The sequence below is a fragment of the Paenibacillus sp. Y951 genome (genome assembly GCF_056786395.1).
On sequence record NZ_JBXCIY010000014.1, the window covers coordinates 1 to 13,666 of the forward strand.

Annotated in this window: 20 protein-coding genes; 16 read left to right on the forward strand and 4 right to left on the reverse strand. The window is 34.5% G+C overall.

Annotation, left to right across the window (positions count from 1 at the left end; translation table 11 throughout):
* Positions 1–297: ATP-binding protein (locus tag AC1TPB_RS17965; RefSeq protein WP_482077774.1), on the reverse strand; the 297-nt coding region annotated here is incomplete at its 3' end.
* A 2-nt stretch (positions 298–299) separates the two neighbouring features.
* Entirely contained in the window at positions 300–1,730 is a 1,431-nt protein-coding gene (istA, locus tag AC1TPB_RS17970; protein WP_482077775.1) for an IS21 family transposase, read from the reverse strand.
* 417 nt (positions 1,731–2,147) lie between these two features.
* Here istA and AC1TPB_RS17975 point away from each other — a divergent pair, with 417 nt between their 5' ends.
* The 16 genes from AC1TPB_RS17975 (at position 2,148) to AC1TPB_RS18050 (ending at position 10,996) form a co-directional block, all read left to right on the forward strand.
* Entirely contained in the window at positions 2,148–2,486 is a 339-nt protein-coding gene (locus AC1TPB_RS17975; RefSeq protein WP_482077776.1) for an ASCH domain-containing protein, read from the forward strand.
* 44 nt (positions 2,487–2,530) lie between these two features.
* Positions 2,531–2,734, forward strand: coding sequence for a hypothetical protein (locus AC1TPB_RS17980; protein WP_482077777.1), 204 nt, complete (start codon positions 2,531–2,533; stop codon positions 2,732–2,734).
* A 68-nt stretch (positions 2,735–2,802) separates the two neighbouring features.
* The gene (locus tag AC1TPB_RS17985; RefSeq protein ID WP_482077778.1) at positions 2,803–3,222 is read left to right on the forward strand and encodes a hypothetical protein; all 420 of its coding nucleotides are present in this window, start codon (positions 2,803–2,805) and stop codon (positions 3,220–3,222) included.
* A 39-nt stretch (positions 3,223–3,261) separates the two neighbouring features.
* Positions 3,262–3,597, forward strand: coding sequence for a hypothetical protein (locus tag AC1TPB_RS17990; RefSeq protein WP_482077779.1), 336 nt, complete (start codon positions 3,262–3,264; stop codon positions 3,595–3,597).
* Positions 3,598–3,638: 41 nt separating this feature from the next.
* Positions 3,639–3,860, forward strand: coding sequence for a hypothetical protein (locus AC1TPB_RS17995; protein WP_482077780.1), 222 nt, complete (start codon positions 3,639–3,641; stop codon positions 3,858–3,860).
* Positions 3,861–3,893: 33 nt separating this feature from the next.
* Positions 3,894–4,022: a hypothetical protein gene (locus tag AC1TPB_RS18000; protein ID WP_482077781.1), complete on the forward strand. Its 129-nt coding sequence runs from the start codon at positions 3,894–3,896 to the stop codon at positions 4,020–4,022.
* Between the two features lie 266 nt (positions 4,023–4,288).
* Positions 4,289–5,185 carry a hypothetical protein gene (locus AC1TPB_RS18005; protein WP_482077782.1) on the forward strand — a complete coding sequence of 299 codons (897 nt, stop codon included), beginning with the start codon at positions 4,289–4,291 and terminating at the stop codon, positions 5,183–5,185.
* 317 nt (positions 5,186–5,502) lie between these two features.
* Positions 5,503–6,165, forward strand: coding sequence for a hypothetical protein (locus AC1TPB_RS18010; RefSeq protein ID WP_482077783.1), 663 nt, complete (start codon positions 5,503–5,505; stop codon positions 6,163–6,165).
* A 374-nt stretch (positions 6,166–6,539) separates the two neighbouring features.
* Positions 6,540–6,893, forward strand: coding sequence for a hypothetical protein (locus tag AC1TPB_RS18015; RefSeq protein ID WP_482077784.1), 354 nt, complete (start codon positions 6,540–6,542; stop codon positions 6,891–6,893).
* Positions 6,894–6,925: 32 nt separating this feature from the next.
* The gene (locus AC1TPB_RS18020) at positions 6,926–7,138 is read left to right on the forward strand and encodes a DNA translocase FtsK (protein WP_482077785.1); all 213 of its coding nucleotides are present in this window, start codon (positions 6,926–6,928) and stop codon (positions 7,136–7,138) included.
* A gap of 129 nt (positions 7,139–7,267) precedes the next feature.
* The gene (locus AC1TPB_RS18025) at positions 7,268–7,993 is read left to right on the forward strand and encodes a hypothetical protein (RefSeq protein ID WP_482077786.1); all 726 of its coding nucleotides are present in this window, start codon (positions 7,268–7,270) and stop codon (positions 7,991–7,993) included.
* A gap of 102 nt (positions 7,994–8,095) precedes the next feature.
* Positions 8,096–8,467 carry a hypothetical protein gene (locus tag AC1TPB_RS18030; protein ID WP_482077787.1) on the forward strand — a complete coding sequence of 124 codons (372 nt, stop codon included), beginning with the start codon at positions 8,096–8,098 and terminating at the stop codon, positions 8,465–8,467.
* A 19-nt stretch (positions 8,468–8,486) separates the two neighbouring features.
* A complete protein-coding gene (locus AC1TPB_RS18035) occupies positions 8,487–8,732 on the forward strand; it encodes a hypothetical protein (RefSeq protein ID WP_482077788.1) in 246 nt (81 codons plus the stop codon).
* 48 nt (positions 8,733–8,780) lie between these two features.
* Positions 8,781–9,116 carry a hypothetical protein gene (locus AC1TPB_RS18040; protein WP_482077789.1) on the forward strand — a complete coding sequence of 112 codons (336 nt, stop codon included), beginning with the start codon at positions 8,781–8,783 and terminating at the stop codon, positions 9,114–9,116.
* Between the two features lie 183 nt (positions 9,117–9,299).
* The gene (locus tag AC1TPB_RS18045) at positions 9,300–9,938 is read left to right on the forward strand and encodes a hypothetical protein (protein WP_482077790.1); all 639 of its coding nucleotides are present in this window, start codon (positions 9,300–9,302) and stop codon (positions 9,936–9,938) included.
* A gap of 395 nt (positions 9,939–10,333) precedes the next feature.
* A complete protein-coding gene (locus AC1TPB_RS18050) occupies positions 10,334–10,996 on the forward strand; it encodes an Ntn hydrolase family protein (RefSeq protein ID WP_482077791.1) in 663 nt (220 codons plus the stop codon).
* 911 nt (positions 10,997–11,907) lie between these two features.
* On the opposite strand, the gene AC1TPB_RS18055 is transcribed toward AC1TPB_RS18050, so the two are convergent.
* Together AC1TPB_RS18055 and AC1TPB_RS18060 are read right to left on the reverse strand one after the other, a co-directional pair.
* Positions 11,908–12,477, reverse strand: coding sequence for a hypothetical protein (locus tag AC1TPB_RS18055; protein WP_482077792.1), 570 nt, complete (start codon positions 12,475–12,477; stop codon positions 11,908–11,910).
* 208 nt (positions 12,478–12,685) lie between these two features.
* On the reverse strand, positions 12,686–13,579 hold the full coding sequence (locus AC1TPB_RS18060) for a DUF6998 domain-containing protein (protein ID WP_482077793.1): 894 nt from the start codon (positions 13,577–13,579) through the stop codon (positions 12,686–12,688).
* Positions 13,580–13,666 lie beyond the last annotated feature (87 nt).

A 13,666-nucleotide genomic window follows, 5' to 3' on the forward strand; every position in this document is an offset into this window, starting at 1 on the left:
AAAAGCACCTTGAGCGAGCTGTTCGATCTTTAGCTTTGGTAGCTTCGGAATGTGGGCGAATTGGAATTCCTGTAGTGTTTTCGGCTTGGGAAACTTTGCTTGCCGTAAAAGATACTGCTGCTTTTGCTCCTGTTTCTTTAGTACCTCGTGTTCGAGACATGAGGCTAGAAATTGAAGATGGTCGGCATTTTGCTCGAGAGCTTCCCGTAGGAGACTCGGATATTGCTTAAGTAGTCCTGGCATGCGAAGCTCCCCGCATGCGATATCTACACGTGCTTGAATAAGTGCGTTTGTCATATTTAGACTACCCCCTGAAGCAGTTGATCATATTGCGCGGCATGCGCTGGTGTGGTCATCACATCTGTCGTATCCGTGATCTCCACTGGAGATAAGCGTTGTCGTAGGGTAGCTGCGGTAACATCCGCTACCTCCATGGTTTCGAGTACTGTCGCCACGTCGGTTAAGGAATATTCTCGAAGAAGAAGCAATACCGCTAAGAAGTCTTTATACCCTTGAGGATGAACCGATGTCATCCGCTCTCGCAGTCTGCCAAATACAACAGGAAGCCGACGAACCACAGAAGCATGCGTGACGGCATGCGGTTTTCGCTCAAGGACAGTGAGGTAGTGCTCGATTTCCATGAATACTTGTTCACGTTTGTAGCACCTAACATGTGTGGCGATGATGTCGCAGCCGACGATGAGATCGATACGATCCACATACGCCTTGGCCATGATCATACGGCCCGTATACTGGCAAGGTACAGAATATTGATTACGATCTACGGTAGCCAGTGCGTAAGTATTTACTTTAACCGCCAGTGGGCGGGCGGATGAGAACGAAGTATTCGGCAGTGGACGAAGAGCTGATGACTCTTCTTGCCAGCGCGTAGCATGCTTTTCTTTTTCCTTTTCACACCAACGTAGGAGATGGTCGTTACACTCCTCCCATGAAGCAAAAGAGGGGACAGGAACAAGGGCACGGCTTCGCACATATTTCACGAGGGATTCGACGGTACCTTTCTCATTGCCATGTGCGGGCTGGCAAAAATGGCTGTCGAATAAGTAATGGGCTCGTAAGCTGGAAAACCATTGATGTTCTTCGCGCTCGGGACCAGAGAGGACTTTAATAACTTGTGTCGTGGCATTGTCGTACAACCCTTGGCTGGGTATGCCACCGAAGTAGGTAAATCCACGGACATGACCTTCTAAGAACGCCTCAAGACGTTCGGTGGGAAAAGCGACAACGAATGGGACAAGGCTGTACTTGAAGCGCATACAGAACAGACAAGCTTTCACACGCTGACCGTCTATATTTACCTCGGCATGACCGAAGTCGATCTGCATTTGCTCACCAGGGTTAGCCTCAAGCTTAAGAAAACACTCTTGCTCAGGTACTTTCAATTTTCGCACGTAGTGACGGACAGTTGATTCGCCACCTTTAAATTGATACTCATCGACAAGACGTTCAAATATTCGTGCTGCTGTATGCCGTTGTTTGACCGGAGCGTTTTTATCCTCAAGCAATATGTTCTCAATGAACACGCGATAGGGATCCATAACGGGACAGTTTCGATCTTGCCTACGATTATATTTCGGCAATGTTGCATCCTCGAGCATTTTACGAATAGTTTGTCTTGAAATTTTTAATTGCTTGCTGAGTTCGCGAATGGACCAACCATCCACATGATGTCGTTTTCTAACATACTCTTTATCTACCATACTATACATACCCTTTCCCCCTGGCTGCTGAACTATATTCAGCATAACAGGGACTTGGTTCAGGGTGGTCAACTATTACATTAGCGAACGCTATGTAAGTGGTACACTTTTAGATTAGCATTTACAAATAGAAAGGTGTGTAACTATGTGGCTTAATATAACTGGTCTAGTAATTGGAATAATCATATTTATGATTGCTAGAAAGACAGAGAAGACCAAGAATTACAAAACAATTAATTATTTTCTTTCTTTTATTGTGATATTAGTAAATTTAGTTTCAATCGTTGTGAGATTGCTTAATGCTACATAATGAATAGCCTGGTGTATTCAATTCCTACTATGGCCAGTCGGAATTAACGACCGACTAGCACAGTAGGAGAAGAAAAAACTTAAAAACTTGCAAAATAATGAATAGGGAGTGACGAATTGAAAGGACTTATAGTGTTACCTAGTTGGGGAAATGACATCCTTGACGGTTTTAAGTCTTGGGAAATACGCAATGGCAATATAAAGCACCGTGGGGAAACAGGTATCATTTTTAGTGGTACTAAATCGGTACATGGCATTGTAGATTTAATAGATACATTTCCGCTAACACAAGAGTTATTTGATCAAAATGTAGAAAAGCATAGAATCCGAAATGGAGCGTTTGACATTTCAAGGTATAAATATCCTTATGTGTGGGTGATAGATAGCCCAAGACGTTATGAGAATCCTATACCATACAATCATCCAAAAGGTGCGGTAGTTTGGGTGAATTTATAAAGAAACATATTGAATAAATCCGTTCATAATGGAGGGGGCTTAATATGGAACTTCACACTTTATACATTATTGGTTACATAGTTATTCTAATAGCTATGTACGTCTTCACACTGATAGGAAATGCGGTTTTAGGTCCTGATAGTTTCAGTGAAGCATCTAATGAAGGAATAGATACTGTAATAAAAATGAGCATTCCATCATTAGTAGTTTTTTGTATTGGTTATTTATACAACCTTACACAGATGTAATCCTAGGACACATATTGAATACCTGGTTGTATTGAAAAAAATCTAGATAGAATAGGAAGTGTGAATATATGTTCAAAAAACGTGAAGTGAAAATAGAAATAAGTTATATCACAACATTCAGTATTCTCGATTTAATTATTCTAAGGTTAAACAGAGGTTTGACACTTCAAGGTTCATTGGAATCTGTAAAACAAAGTATTAAAGATAAAGATATTACTGAAACATTTAAATTAGTTGAATCTGATTTACCTATTACTGTAGAAGGATTTCATGATTACTCTCATTTCTATATAGCGTTGTTAGAAGTATTAAGACAATCAAAAGAATTTGAGACTTATAAAATATGTGACATTCTCGTTATTTTAAGAAGTTCCCTACAACATAAAGTTTACTATGGGGATCGAGCGAACACCTATATTTTCACAAATGGAATGTTATCTGTTACTCCTGTAGATTACGCAAAAAGTATTATTGAATCTGTGAGGTAACTTATTGAATAAATTAGTTCATAGAAAGGGGGACATAAAATGAACAGTGATGGAACTTATAAAATTCCTAGACGTTGGATTTTTTTTAGTAAGTATCCTTTTGCTGTTTTACATGACGATAACAGCAATGTGGTACATGATTATTTAATTGCAAAAGAAAAGCTGCTTGAAGGAAGAGTAATTGCTCATGAAAATGTAGTAGGTGGTTTTTTCTTTTATCGTCTCCAAGATGGACAATTACAAACATATAACAAATACAATCAAATATGGATTAATGACGATATGCAAAAATTAGAAAGAACATATGAAGATGAGCAAAAAAGAAGAAGGACACCAATATATTGGCTAATAACTAATATCTCAAATGAACTATGAAATATATTGAATAGCCTGGTGTATGAGAAAGGAGCTTTTAAGTGTTAAATTGTGATGAATGTTTAACTATGAGTATACAAAAACAAGCAACATATACAATCCCAATAACAGATGAAATATTAGTAAACTTATGTCAAGAATGTTTAACAGAATGGGAAAAAGCGGCCAATGAACATGATCTTAAAAATATTCAAGTGATTTTAGATCAAATAGATAAACATAAACAGTTAACGGTTGACCAGGAAGATCATACATCAAAATGAATAATTCCATTCATTGGAAAGGAGTACATTAAAGTGAACGAAAAAAAAATTACAAGTAAATTTACCCCAAGAGCAAATGAAGCAATAGTAGGTGGGCTAAGATATGACGTTAATAAATCAGAATATGTAGCTGATCTATCACCAGGTTGGTTCACAATTTAAAAAACAACAAATGATAGATATTTTATAACAAGAAATAAAACAGAATCTATAGGTTTTGATGCGTTATTTCGTTGGGATTACTTAAATGGAATAAAAAACAATATCACACCAATGTCTTATAATGAGATCGTTCATTTTCTTCAAAAACATAAAAGATTTGATATTATTGAAAAACATTTTTTGAATATTCCGGATGCATAACCTTAGTATTGATTTAAACAACATAATGAAAAAAGTCGTACATAAAAAGAGGGAGCGTGAGTTAATTGAGTGAAAAAATTATAACTTTTGATAAGAATAGTCAACAAATTTTTGATTACATGGATTCTGTAATGGAACGAGGCATGCAGGGAAAAGCAGGGGCAGTTTATCCTGTGATTATTCGTAGATGGGCAAATAATGATCTAACGTATCAGTACCCATCTACATATTTTATAAATTTAAGAACCGTTAATCGCCTTTACCTCAACACAGATAATAAATCAGAACGTATTAAATTTCTGAAATCTTTAGTAGACAAGTTGATTTCCGGTGATATTGATGTTCATTTATATCATCTAGGTTTGTACATCTTATATCCATATCCAGGATCAATGCGCCAGGAGGAAGATAAAAATTCATTAGGGAAAAAACGAATTAATTATATAACGTTGCTTCCCAAGTTTGAGTTAAAGAGTAACGATGATTTTCTATCTTATGTTTGGTCGGATCTCATTGAAAGACGTTTTCCTGAGGTCGGAGAAGAAATAGTTCGAGTACCATTACTATCTGAAATTAGAATGCTGTTCACTACTGAACAATTTGGATCTTATACTGGCAGAACCTACTATGATGCAGATTGGGTAGAACCAATATACGGAAGTCGTTTGGAAGTTAAAAAATGGGTAGGCGAAAAAGACCCCATGACAAAAGAACCCAAAAAAGAAAATATGTTAGAAGGTTATATTACATTGGGTCACGAGGGATCAGGAAGCGGATTACGACACTTTGTCTCGGGTAAACCAATACATACTGGCAGCTACATAGAAGTGAAGTTTGGTGATGGTTGGATACCTGGTAGATATGAGTGGGGTTGTAGCCAAGGAGATCCTATTCAAATCCATTCGGGAAGGGCTGAGTGTTTTTATATTGGAGAGGGTTCATTGGTTCGAGTTCGTAAATAGCTGCAGTAATGAAAAGGAGAGTATAGCTAGATGGATAATAATTTAGACGAATTCGGTAAGATTAAATCAATCCATACTCAAATAGGGCTGAAGTTAAGTGAACTACATAAATCCAAAGACATTCATTTTTTAATGAAATTACACTTAATTAATGGAATAAATTTTCTAATAATTCAATTAACAGCCCTATTTCTCTATATAACAATACTATCTATATTACCTTCTACAGCCAATCGGAATTAACCATCGTAATTTAATCATTGTTTGGTTAAGTAACAAAATGAATAAATTAATTCATTATAAAGGTAGGGGTTGGAATGAAAACCTGGTCAGTCTGGAAACATGGAGGGTTAGCTAATCATTGCTGGACTTGTGTATGTCGAGATGAGGATGAGGAACATGCTGCTCATGTCTATCGTCATTATGAGTCATTGATCAAAGTTGGATATTTACAGCTTCGAGATGGCGAAATTCTGATAATCGAGCGAGAATTTCCACGCCATTCGAAACGTAAAGATCCCCAGTTAAATGGATTGGAAATCACAGAGGAAAAAGAACCGCTTACCGAATATAATTTTATTAAAGCGATGGAAATTTGTGAAATCATTCAACCAGGCATTCGTAATAAATGGCTCAATGGATATACCAGCTACTCAGATTATTTATCTAAAGCGGTTTCGCTATTAGCTGATACTTTAATAAGCAATATGGACAATGAGGTTTTTAAGGATATTTTAGTAGATAGAGAAAATATTCGTTTAGAAAAAGAGAGCAACACTATGCAACAAATATCCTTGAAACAAGTGGCATTATTAAAAGAAAACAAACAACTACATAAACAACTCGAAGCACTAGATGAAATGGGCAGGTATATTATATATCTCGAAAAAGAACTTGAAAATAGTATTTGGGATCAGGTCTTATATAGACAAAAGTTAACCGATCTTAAACAAAAGGCGAAAAATACAAGTGCAGAATGAATACCTGACTGTGTGGACTAAAATTCGCTACTGTATTAAAACTTAGTTCACACGTCATTTGTTAATACAGTATAAAACGCCTATCTTATGGGATGGATAATACAATTCGATAAATAGAAAGGTGTGTTAAAGAATTGATAGGTTTTTTCAAGATACTGTTCATAACAATACTACTAGTTCAAGGATTAATATACTTGAAGGGTGCAGTAAAAGTTAAATCTATAGCCAATGATACAGCAGTTATTGACGCTATAATAGTTTTAGTAATCTGGGATCACGTTATGGTCTTTAATTATATTTATTAGATTTATGTTGACAAGTAAACCCATGTATTAAAATTAATAAAATCGTTCATAAGAATTGGAGGAAATAAAATGCAATCGACTGATTTTAGTAACATGACAATTAAGGACTTACAAGAAAAAATACTTGGGCTAGAAAAGTTGAGTGAAAAAGCCGAAAGTTCAATTGAGCATCACAATATACATGATATTGAACATGAGTTGCTACGAGATTATTTTGGAACATTATTAAATATGTTTGACCAATTAAGGTTTAAGGACATTTCCACAAACAATAAGAACTTTAATTATTTAGATAATTTAGAGTGGAAAATAGATCATTTTCGTATGAATCAAAATGTAGATTCTATTGATGCATTAATACAGTTCGCAAAAAGAAGGGATATGGTGCAAAGCATAGAGTTAATAAATAAATATACAACATAATGATTAAAACAGTTCATAAGGAGAGTTAGGTTATGTCAATTGAAGTTGATCTTAATCTCTATAAACAATGTATTGAAATTGTAAAAGAGCATCAATTCGTTTCAGTTCCCTTCTTGCAGCGCAAACTACTTAATCAAAAGATAAAAACTAGTTATAATTGCATAGTAATGATCATAGAGCAAATGGAAAAACAAAAAGTAATTGGTCCTTTTGAGGAAAAGGGAAGAAATATCTATATTAGTTAGTGAAAACATATAATGATCTTCAATGAATAGGGTGAGTCCATGAGTGGGGAAGAAAGCGACAGGATTATAAAGTTGAATTTGTAATTGCTGCAATAGTTACATTGATACTTAAATGATAGGAGAAAATAAATGACGACCCAAACAGAAACCTTTTACTGCTCTACAACAGATTGGCATATGGCGAGAACATATAGCGATGTTGCCATGTCATATAGAAATTTTGAAGAGGTTAATCATCGTTGGTATGTAACGCCACTTATTATTTTAATAGGTAGTGGAATCGGTTCTATCATTCATATGCACTGGATTTGGGTTGTTGGGATATTCCTCTGCTTTCCTTTATTTCTTATTTGCTATCAGCGTCACTATACGGGAATCTATCAGGAATTAGTGGAAAAATATGAATTTGCTGCTCCGACCCAGCAGCAAATTCCTTATATTAGCTTGGCTCGTGAGCATCTAGTTTGCCATTTTTTCAAGCCAGATGGCAGCGGATCGCATCGCATTAAGCTAGATGAAATCGACGGTATTGCGATTCAAACATTAAGTAATGACATAAAGATGATGAAGCTACCTGTGTTAATTAATAAAAAGGCGAAGTCGCTAGGAGCTGAGGTCATTCCTGAGCTATACTCTGATCAAAGCTTTTATGTATTGTGGGTATATTCTAAAAATAAAGTGATGATGCGTCATAAGATTGCTATTCCCAAGCAATGGTTTACCGATGCTACCTTTGCTCATTTATTACAAGTGATAGAGCAAAAAACGAGTAAGAGGCTGCAGCTTGATCCTTCGATCAAAAGTGAAGCTGTGGTTCATCAATATTTGCGGTATACGTCACGATTACATCAATAGAAGGAGATAATGCAAATCTAGCAATATATTGTAAAAGTGATATTAAATATTTAATGTAATTTAATGAATAACCTACTAGTGTATTAGAGAGAGGGAATGATCTTGAAAGAAGAACTTAGATTTTTTTTTGGCTTACTTAAATATAATCGGAAAATATGGTTTTTGCTCATAGTAATTGCTATCTTAAAAAGCTATTTTCCTACACTAAATTTTGGTTGGTATATTATAGGAATCATTTTAACATTGGTGTTTATTTTTAGAATTATTTCATACCATGCAAATACATTTAGAAATAATTCAATAGGAAAAAAGGTTAGTCTCAAATCGCCTACAACTGGAGAACAAGTTTTAGGAGAAGTCATGGAATGGACTGCCGAAAACGATGAGTTTTGGATTAAGACAGAAACAGGAGAAACAGTTTATGTATCTGTTACTAATAAAACGGAAAGTGATAAATTGAATCTTAAATTTTGATGAAGATATTCTCTCTGGAATGAGGTCAATACGAGAGTTACTTGATAACTTCCCAAGGAAAGTATCCAATTTACGTGATGTTGTAGATGCTGTAATGATTCATGAAAATATAACTTATGAAGTGCTTGCTGCACGAACAGAATTAGAACCTATGGAGATAATGAATTTTGTTCGTGGCGAGGGAAGTCAGAAAAAAACTATTTTGAAAGTGTGCAATGAATTAAATATAAATATTGATCCGTACCGCTATTATCTGCAAAACTAAGTTATGAACTTTGTCTGAATATTAAGTTGTATACGAGGAGTGTATTAGATGAGATATAAGGGGAAAATCGGTGTACTGAAACAAGATAGTTTTTGTAAGGACTTGAGTGGGAAAACTGTATACATTGATACTGAACCAAAGACAACAGATAAAGGATTAGCAGTTAGAGTTATCGGTACTGAAAATAAAGAAATTGGCGTTACTTACTTACATGACTTTGAAAAAACCATTCCATTTAGACAAGCTAGTTTTATAGAGAAAATCATATTCATATCGAAGTTGAATTTGAATGATTTAGATAATATTCCCTTGCCACATCCGATTTGGTTGTTTCTTCCAATTATTGTAGTAGGAATTCTGTGGGATATGTTTATAGTGAAATGAATTGTTGTTATTTCTGTAGTCAACACTGTTTGAATATTGAGTTGTATGGAGGCCGATCTAACTTTAATGTGGATTAAAACTTTTCTGTATATTTTCGATTACAGTTTGACTTTAGCTGATCAATTATTTATTATTGGTATATATTGATAGACAGAGAATTCTAAAAGAGAGCAGGGATAATAAATGAAAGTTAACTTAACACCTGAACAAGAAGAAATGAAAATGGTAATTGCAGAAAATCTAGCAATTGCAAAAAACTTCGAGAACATTACAGAAGAAGAAAGGAAAAATGCATTTCAAACTATGAGTCAAGTTGCATATGAACTCCATCATCAACTTGATCCTGAACCCACGCATCATGCTTATATGACTGAAAATAGAAATATACCAACTGATGATCCAAGATTTTATTACCATATTCACCCCGTTGAAGATCTATTAAAATATTTAGATGATACTTCAGCCAATGATGATCCAATTGATATTACCCTTGGAAGTCAATTTGTAATGAACATTTATTCTAGTCGATGGGGAAATGAAGATGTCTATAGAGTTACTAGAACCTCAAATGGTTGGGGAATCACAATGAATACTTATCAAGGTGAAGATAGCATTAACGAATACGGTATGCGTACTTTCTACAGTGCCATGGAAAATGATAGTATTTCTTTTCCAAGAAACGTTGATTCTTATATGATTTCTATTTGGAATTTAGCTAAGGATGAAGGATTAACCTATGATGAAGTACAAGCCATGTTAGTTAAACTAGCGGAATGGATTTCGAACACTGAAAAAAATGCGCCACGAGAATTACTGTTGTAATTAAATTAATTATTAGAAAAAAGCATTTTGATGATTGAAATAAACCAAAACTATAATCATATATAGTTTTGGTTTATTTCACATTAAAGAACAAAATAAGATTTCTGAACAATAAGATATACGATCTATGTCATTTGTAACAAAGACTGCGCAGAATACATGTTCTACGTAGGAATGTATTGGGTATCAGGATTTATTGTGGAAGTTCTTATTCACAACAAGTTCATAATTAGCTTGCAAGAATGTTGTTGCCGCCAGAAATATATGATTAAATTGAAAGACCAATGTTAATGGTTTATTTATAAGCCAATATTTAATAAAAACATGAAGTTTGTAAATAAGACGTTAAGTGAAATTTATTAAAGCCAAAATATTTATAGAGGAGGCGGAATTTAATGACATTGATCTTAGCACAAAAATATAATCAAGGGATAGTTGTTGCATCAGATATGTTAAGGGTGAACTTAGATGATAAAAAGAATAACGTTGGGATATCGGGTGATAAGATTTTTAAAATTCAACTACTCCATAAAGGTATAGGTATAGCTGTATCTGGTCTTGGTAGATTAAGTGACTCCTGCGTTATGGCTATACAATGCATTATCAAAGCAAAATCTAAAGTTTCATTTGAAGAAGTAAAAGGTTGTGCGCTAGAATATTTTAAATTCGCTCAACAACAATTTTCAAAATATGCGCCAGAATATTCAGTAGGAATGTCTTTTATTTTATTTGGATTTGAGGCGAATGGGACTTGCGTAATGTTCCATTATGACAGTCGTACAGATTTTGATGAGGTTGTTATAGAATCTCATGTTGGTTTTGGAAGTGGAATGGATGAAGCAATTGGTCAATTAGAGAATTCTGAAATTAACGATCCAAATAACCCCGAAAGTATAGGGAATACATTCATTCATGTAATACGTGAAACTGCACAATCGAATAATACAGTTGGTGAAAATGTTCAAGTAGTAGTACTTGAACGAGAAAAGTGGTACGAAATAGCAATTAATGTTAAAGATGAATTTTTGTTTGGACCACAAAGCATCCCTATGACTTAAAGTCGGCTGCTCAGGAAGTTAGTAAGAATGTTATTGCCGCCAGAAATAATGGCGGCTTTTTTATTTAGATAAGAAGGGCTAGCTAACTTATAATTTATGTAGAACAAATAGATGTTATATGGTGTATGACACTAAATGAAAACCATTGATACATATGGGTTTTCATTGATTTATAGACATATGTACAAAATACGGATTTTGTGCAGTAGAGCGTTAATACATTAAAGCGTTAACGACCCTGTTTGTCTGATGTCTGACGACATCAATTTGGTATCATCTGCGACAGCATTTTGGTAACATCCCTCTCGGCTCTACAAACTCCTTGCCATTAGGGACTGTTTTTTAATTTTACCGCTGTTATGTTACCAAATTCTTGTCGAGCAACAAACATGTTACCAGAGTTGTGTCCTAACTTTGCGACAGGAAGTTGGTAACATGCGAATCAAAAACTCAATCAAATTCATCGAAATCATGTTACCACTTTTCTGTCGCTGCACATCTGACGACATCAATTTGGTATCATCTGCGACAGCATTTTGGTAACATCCCTCTCGGCTCTACAAACTCCTTGCCATTAGGGACTGTTTTTTAATTTTACCGCTGTTATGTTACCAAATTCTTGTCGAGCAACAAACATGTTACCAGAGTTGTGTCCTAACTTTGCGACAGGAAGTTGGTAACATGCGAATCAAAAACTCAATCAAATTCATCGAAATCATGTTACCACTTTTCTGTCGCTGCACAATAGTCGAAATATATCAACTATTACAACTTTCGAAAAAAACATAATAGTTATGTTTTTTGATACTGAAAAGCTTGCGATTATATAATCGCAAGCTTAATAATTGTCTAGCTATACGGTATTCGCGAACCCGTTGACCAATAATTTTATTAATCATACGTTCAGTCATTTAGGCAACAACTTCAGTGATTGTAATTCGAAGCTTTAATGCCTTAACAAATTCATTTGCAGCTTCATCAACGTTATGCTTATATTCACATTGACTAAATAGCTCAAATAGTTCATCTTCCAAAACTTTACTCCAAACTGATTTATCTACCAAAGTTATTGAATCTCCAAAAAAGTGTTTCATCACTTCTGGATTGGCCGTTATTAATATAATCCGCCAGGTATCAGCACATTTACGTTCAGATTCTTCCTTTAGCGCATAGAAAGTCTCTGTAACAGAACCAATCTGTTTAATTGCTCTATTGAGGATTGGTTTTCCAGTACTATCACTTATACATAGTTTCATCCACGCAGCTGGGAAAAATGTCTCCAGAGTCTCATCAAAATTTTCATCGATTTCCGACAACGTACTCCAATAGTGTGCTATGTCAAAGAATTCAGCTGTTGCCATCGTTGTAGCTTCAATTAAATCAGTTGATTTGGTAAAATCAAACGGTTGTATTCTATAATCCATACCATAAATTTTATTTAGATGTTCTATAAGTACCCGTTCTTCCTTTGTATTGAACATGGATAAGCTCTCCCCCTAAAATTCCTAAATCTAATTTCAAGCCTTTATATACCCTATGTAAATAAATTAAAAGAGCCGTTTTATCATTTTTGATTAGTAGCAGGTAATTTCGAAAATTCCGTTTTTAAATCAATTTATTATAGCCTTTATCCGTGTTACATCCCGGACAAAAGCAAGCAACTAAAGTGGGATGAATATTACATGAATATCAAACGAACAAATCAAAAGTATCATCACGTCGAGGTAATGATGTAGTGTTAGTGAGTGTACTAATTCTTTTAATTTGGATTTTTCCCTGTTTAGAGTAAAAATTAGTCCCATTATAAACTTCCCTAATTTTGTGATTAGTTGTTATTTGAAAAACCAATAAATAATCAGAAGGTCCAGCTACACTAACAGAGTTACTAGAGCTGTTAATAAATTTAACTTGAACACTTTTTTTATTTGTCATGCCATTATTTTTCTCATAAATATATCCGTCTATGTGTTTTGTACCCTTGGGACCAGAATCGTCTAAATGATAATAAAATTTCGCAATTGCTTCACCGATATCTCCTAATAGATTCCCGTCTAGTATATAATTATGTTTTTGATAGATCTTCTTTAGTTCAGCACGTATAGTTTCCAACCTTCTCAAAATATCAGGGAGATTTCTAAAATTAAATGTACTGACAACAGCTGTTTTTTTGAACTTTCTCTTTTTTGAAATAGTAACATACTTTACTGCAACATATCGTCGACGTAATGAAATTAGAGTTCCTTTTTTCTGCATGTTTTTTTCTTTTTTACGATTTAGTCGCCGGTTTGGATGATACTTAGTTGGGAGGTTTTCCAAGTCCATTTCCATGTCGTCTTCAGACAAATCCTTGATGTATGGAATAATTTCATCCCACGTTATATCAATTTCGCTAACATTATTAATCATTGGATTTTTATTGCTTGTGAGTATTTTATTGATAGCTTGAAGAATTAATTGTTTTACTCTAGTATACGCAATCCCAAAAACTTCGGCTGTTTCTGTTGTACTTTTTTTTCCGTACACATATAGCAAAGCTTGTTCTAAAGAAGTTAACGGGATATCAGTTAATTTAGTTTCAGGCATAAAATTGTCTCCTTCGCTTTGGTTTGATGAATATTAATTCCACAAAGAGAATGGAGATTCCTTCCTGAGTTTATTAATATCTTCCAT

Bases quoted from the DNA above. Each gene is read 5' to 3' on its own strand.
- istA (WP_482077775.1), bottom strand. From the start codon at position 1,730: ATGTATAGTATGGTAGATAAAGAGTATGTTAGAAAACGACATCATGTG.
- AC1TPB_RS17980 (WP_482077777.1), top strand. From the start codon at position 2,531: ATGGAACTTCACACTTTATACATTATTGGTTACATAGTTATTCTAATA.
- AC1TPB_RS17985 (WP_482077778.1), top strand. From the start codon at position 2,803: ATGTTCAAAAAACGTGAAGTGAAAATAGAAATAAGTTATATCACAACA.
- AC1TPB_RS17990 (WP_482077779.1), top strand. From the start codon at position 3,262: ATGAACAGTGATGGAACTTATAAAATTCCTAGACGTTGGATTTTTTTT.
- AC1TPB_RS18010 (WP_482077783.1), top strand. From the start codon at position 5,503: ATGAAAACCTGGTCAGTCTGGAAACATGGAGGGTTAGCTAATCATTGC.
- AC1TPB_RS18015 (WP_482077784.1), top strand. From the start codon at position 6,540: ATGCAATCGACTGATTTTAGTAACATGACAATTAAGGACTTACAAGAA.
- AC1TPB_RS18020 (WP_482077785.1), top strand. From the start codon at position 6,926: ATGTCAATTGAAGTTGATCTTAATCTCTATAAACAATGTATTGAAATT.
- AC1TPB_RS18025 (WP_482077786.1), top strand. From the start codon at position 7,268: ATGACGACCCAAACAGAAACCTTTTACTGCTCTACAACAGATTGGCAT.
- AC1TPB_RS18035 (WP_482077788.1), top strand. From the start codon at position 8,487: ATGAGGTCAATACGAGAGTTACTTGATAACTTCCCAAGGAAAGTATCC.
- AC1TPB_RS18040 (WP_482077789.1), top strand. From the start codon at position 8,781: ATGAGATATAAGGGGAAAATCGGTGTACTGAAACAAGATAGTTTTTGT.
- AC1TPB_RS18045 (WP_482077790.1), top strand. From the start codon at position 9,300: ATGAAAGTTAACTTAACACCTGAACAAGAAGAAATGAAAATGGTAATT.
- AC1TPB_RS18050 (WP_482077791.1), top strand. From the start codon at position 10,334: ATGACATTGATCTTAGCACAAAAATATAATCAAGGGATAGTTGTTGCA.
- AC1TPB_RS18055 (WP_482077792.1), bottom strand. From the start codon at position 12,477: ATGTTCAATACAAAGGAAGAACGGGTACTTATAGAACATCTAAATAAA.
- AC1TPB_RS18060 (WP_482077793.1), bottom strand. From the start codon at position 13,579: ATGCCTGAAACTAAATTAACTGATATCCCGTTAACTTCTTTAGAACAA.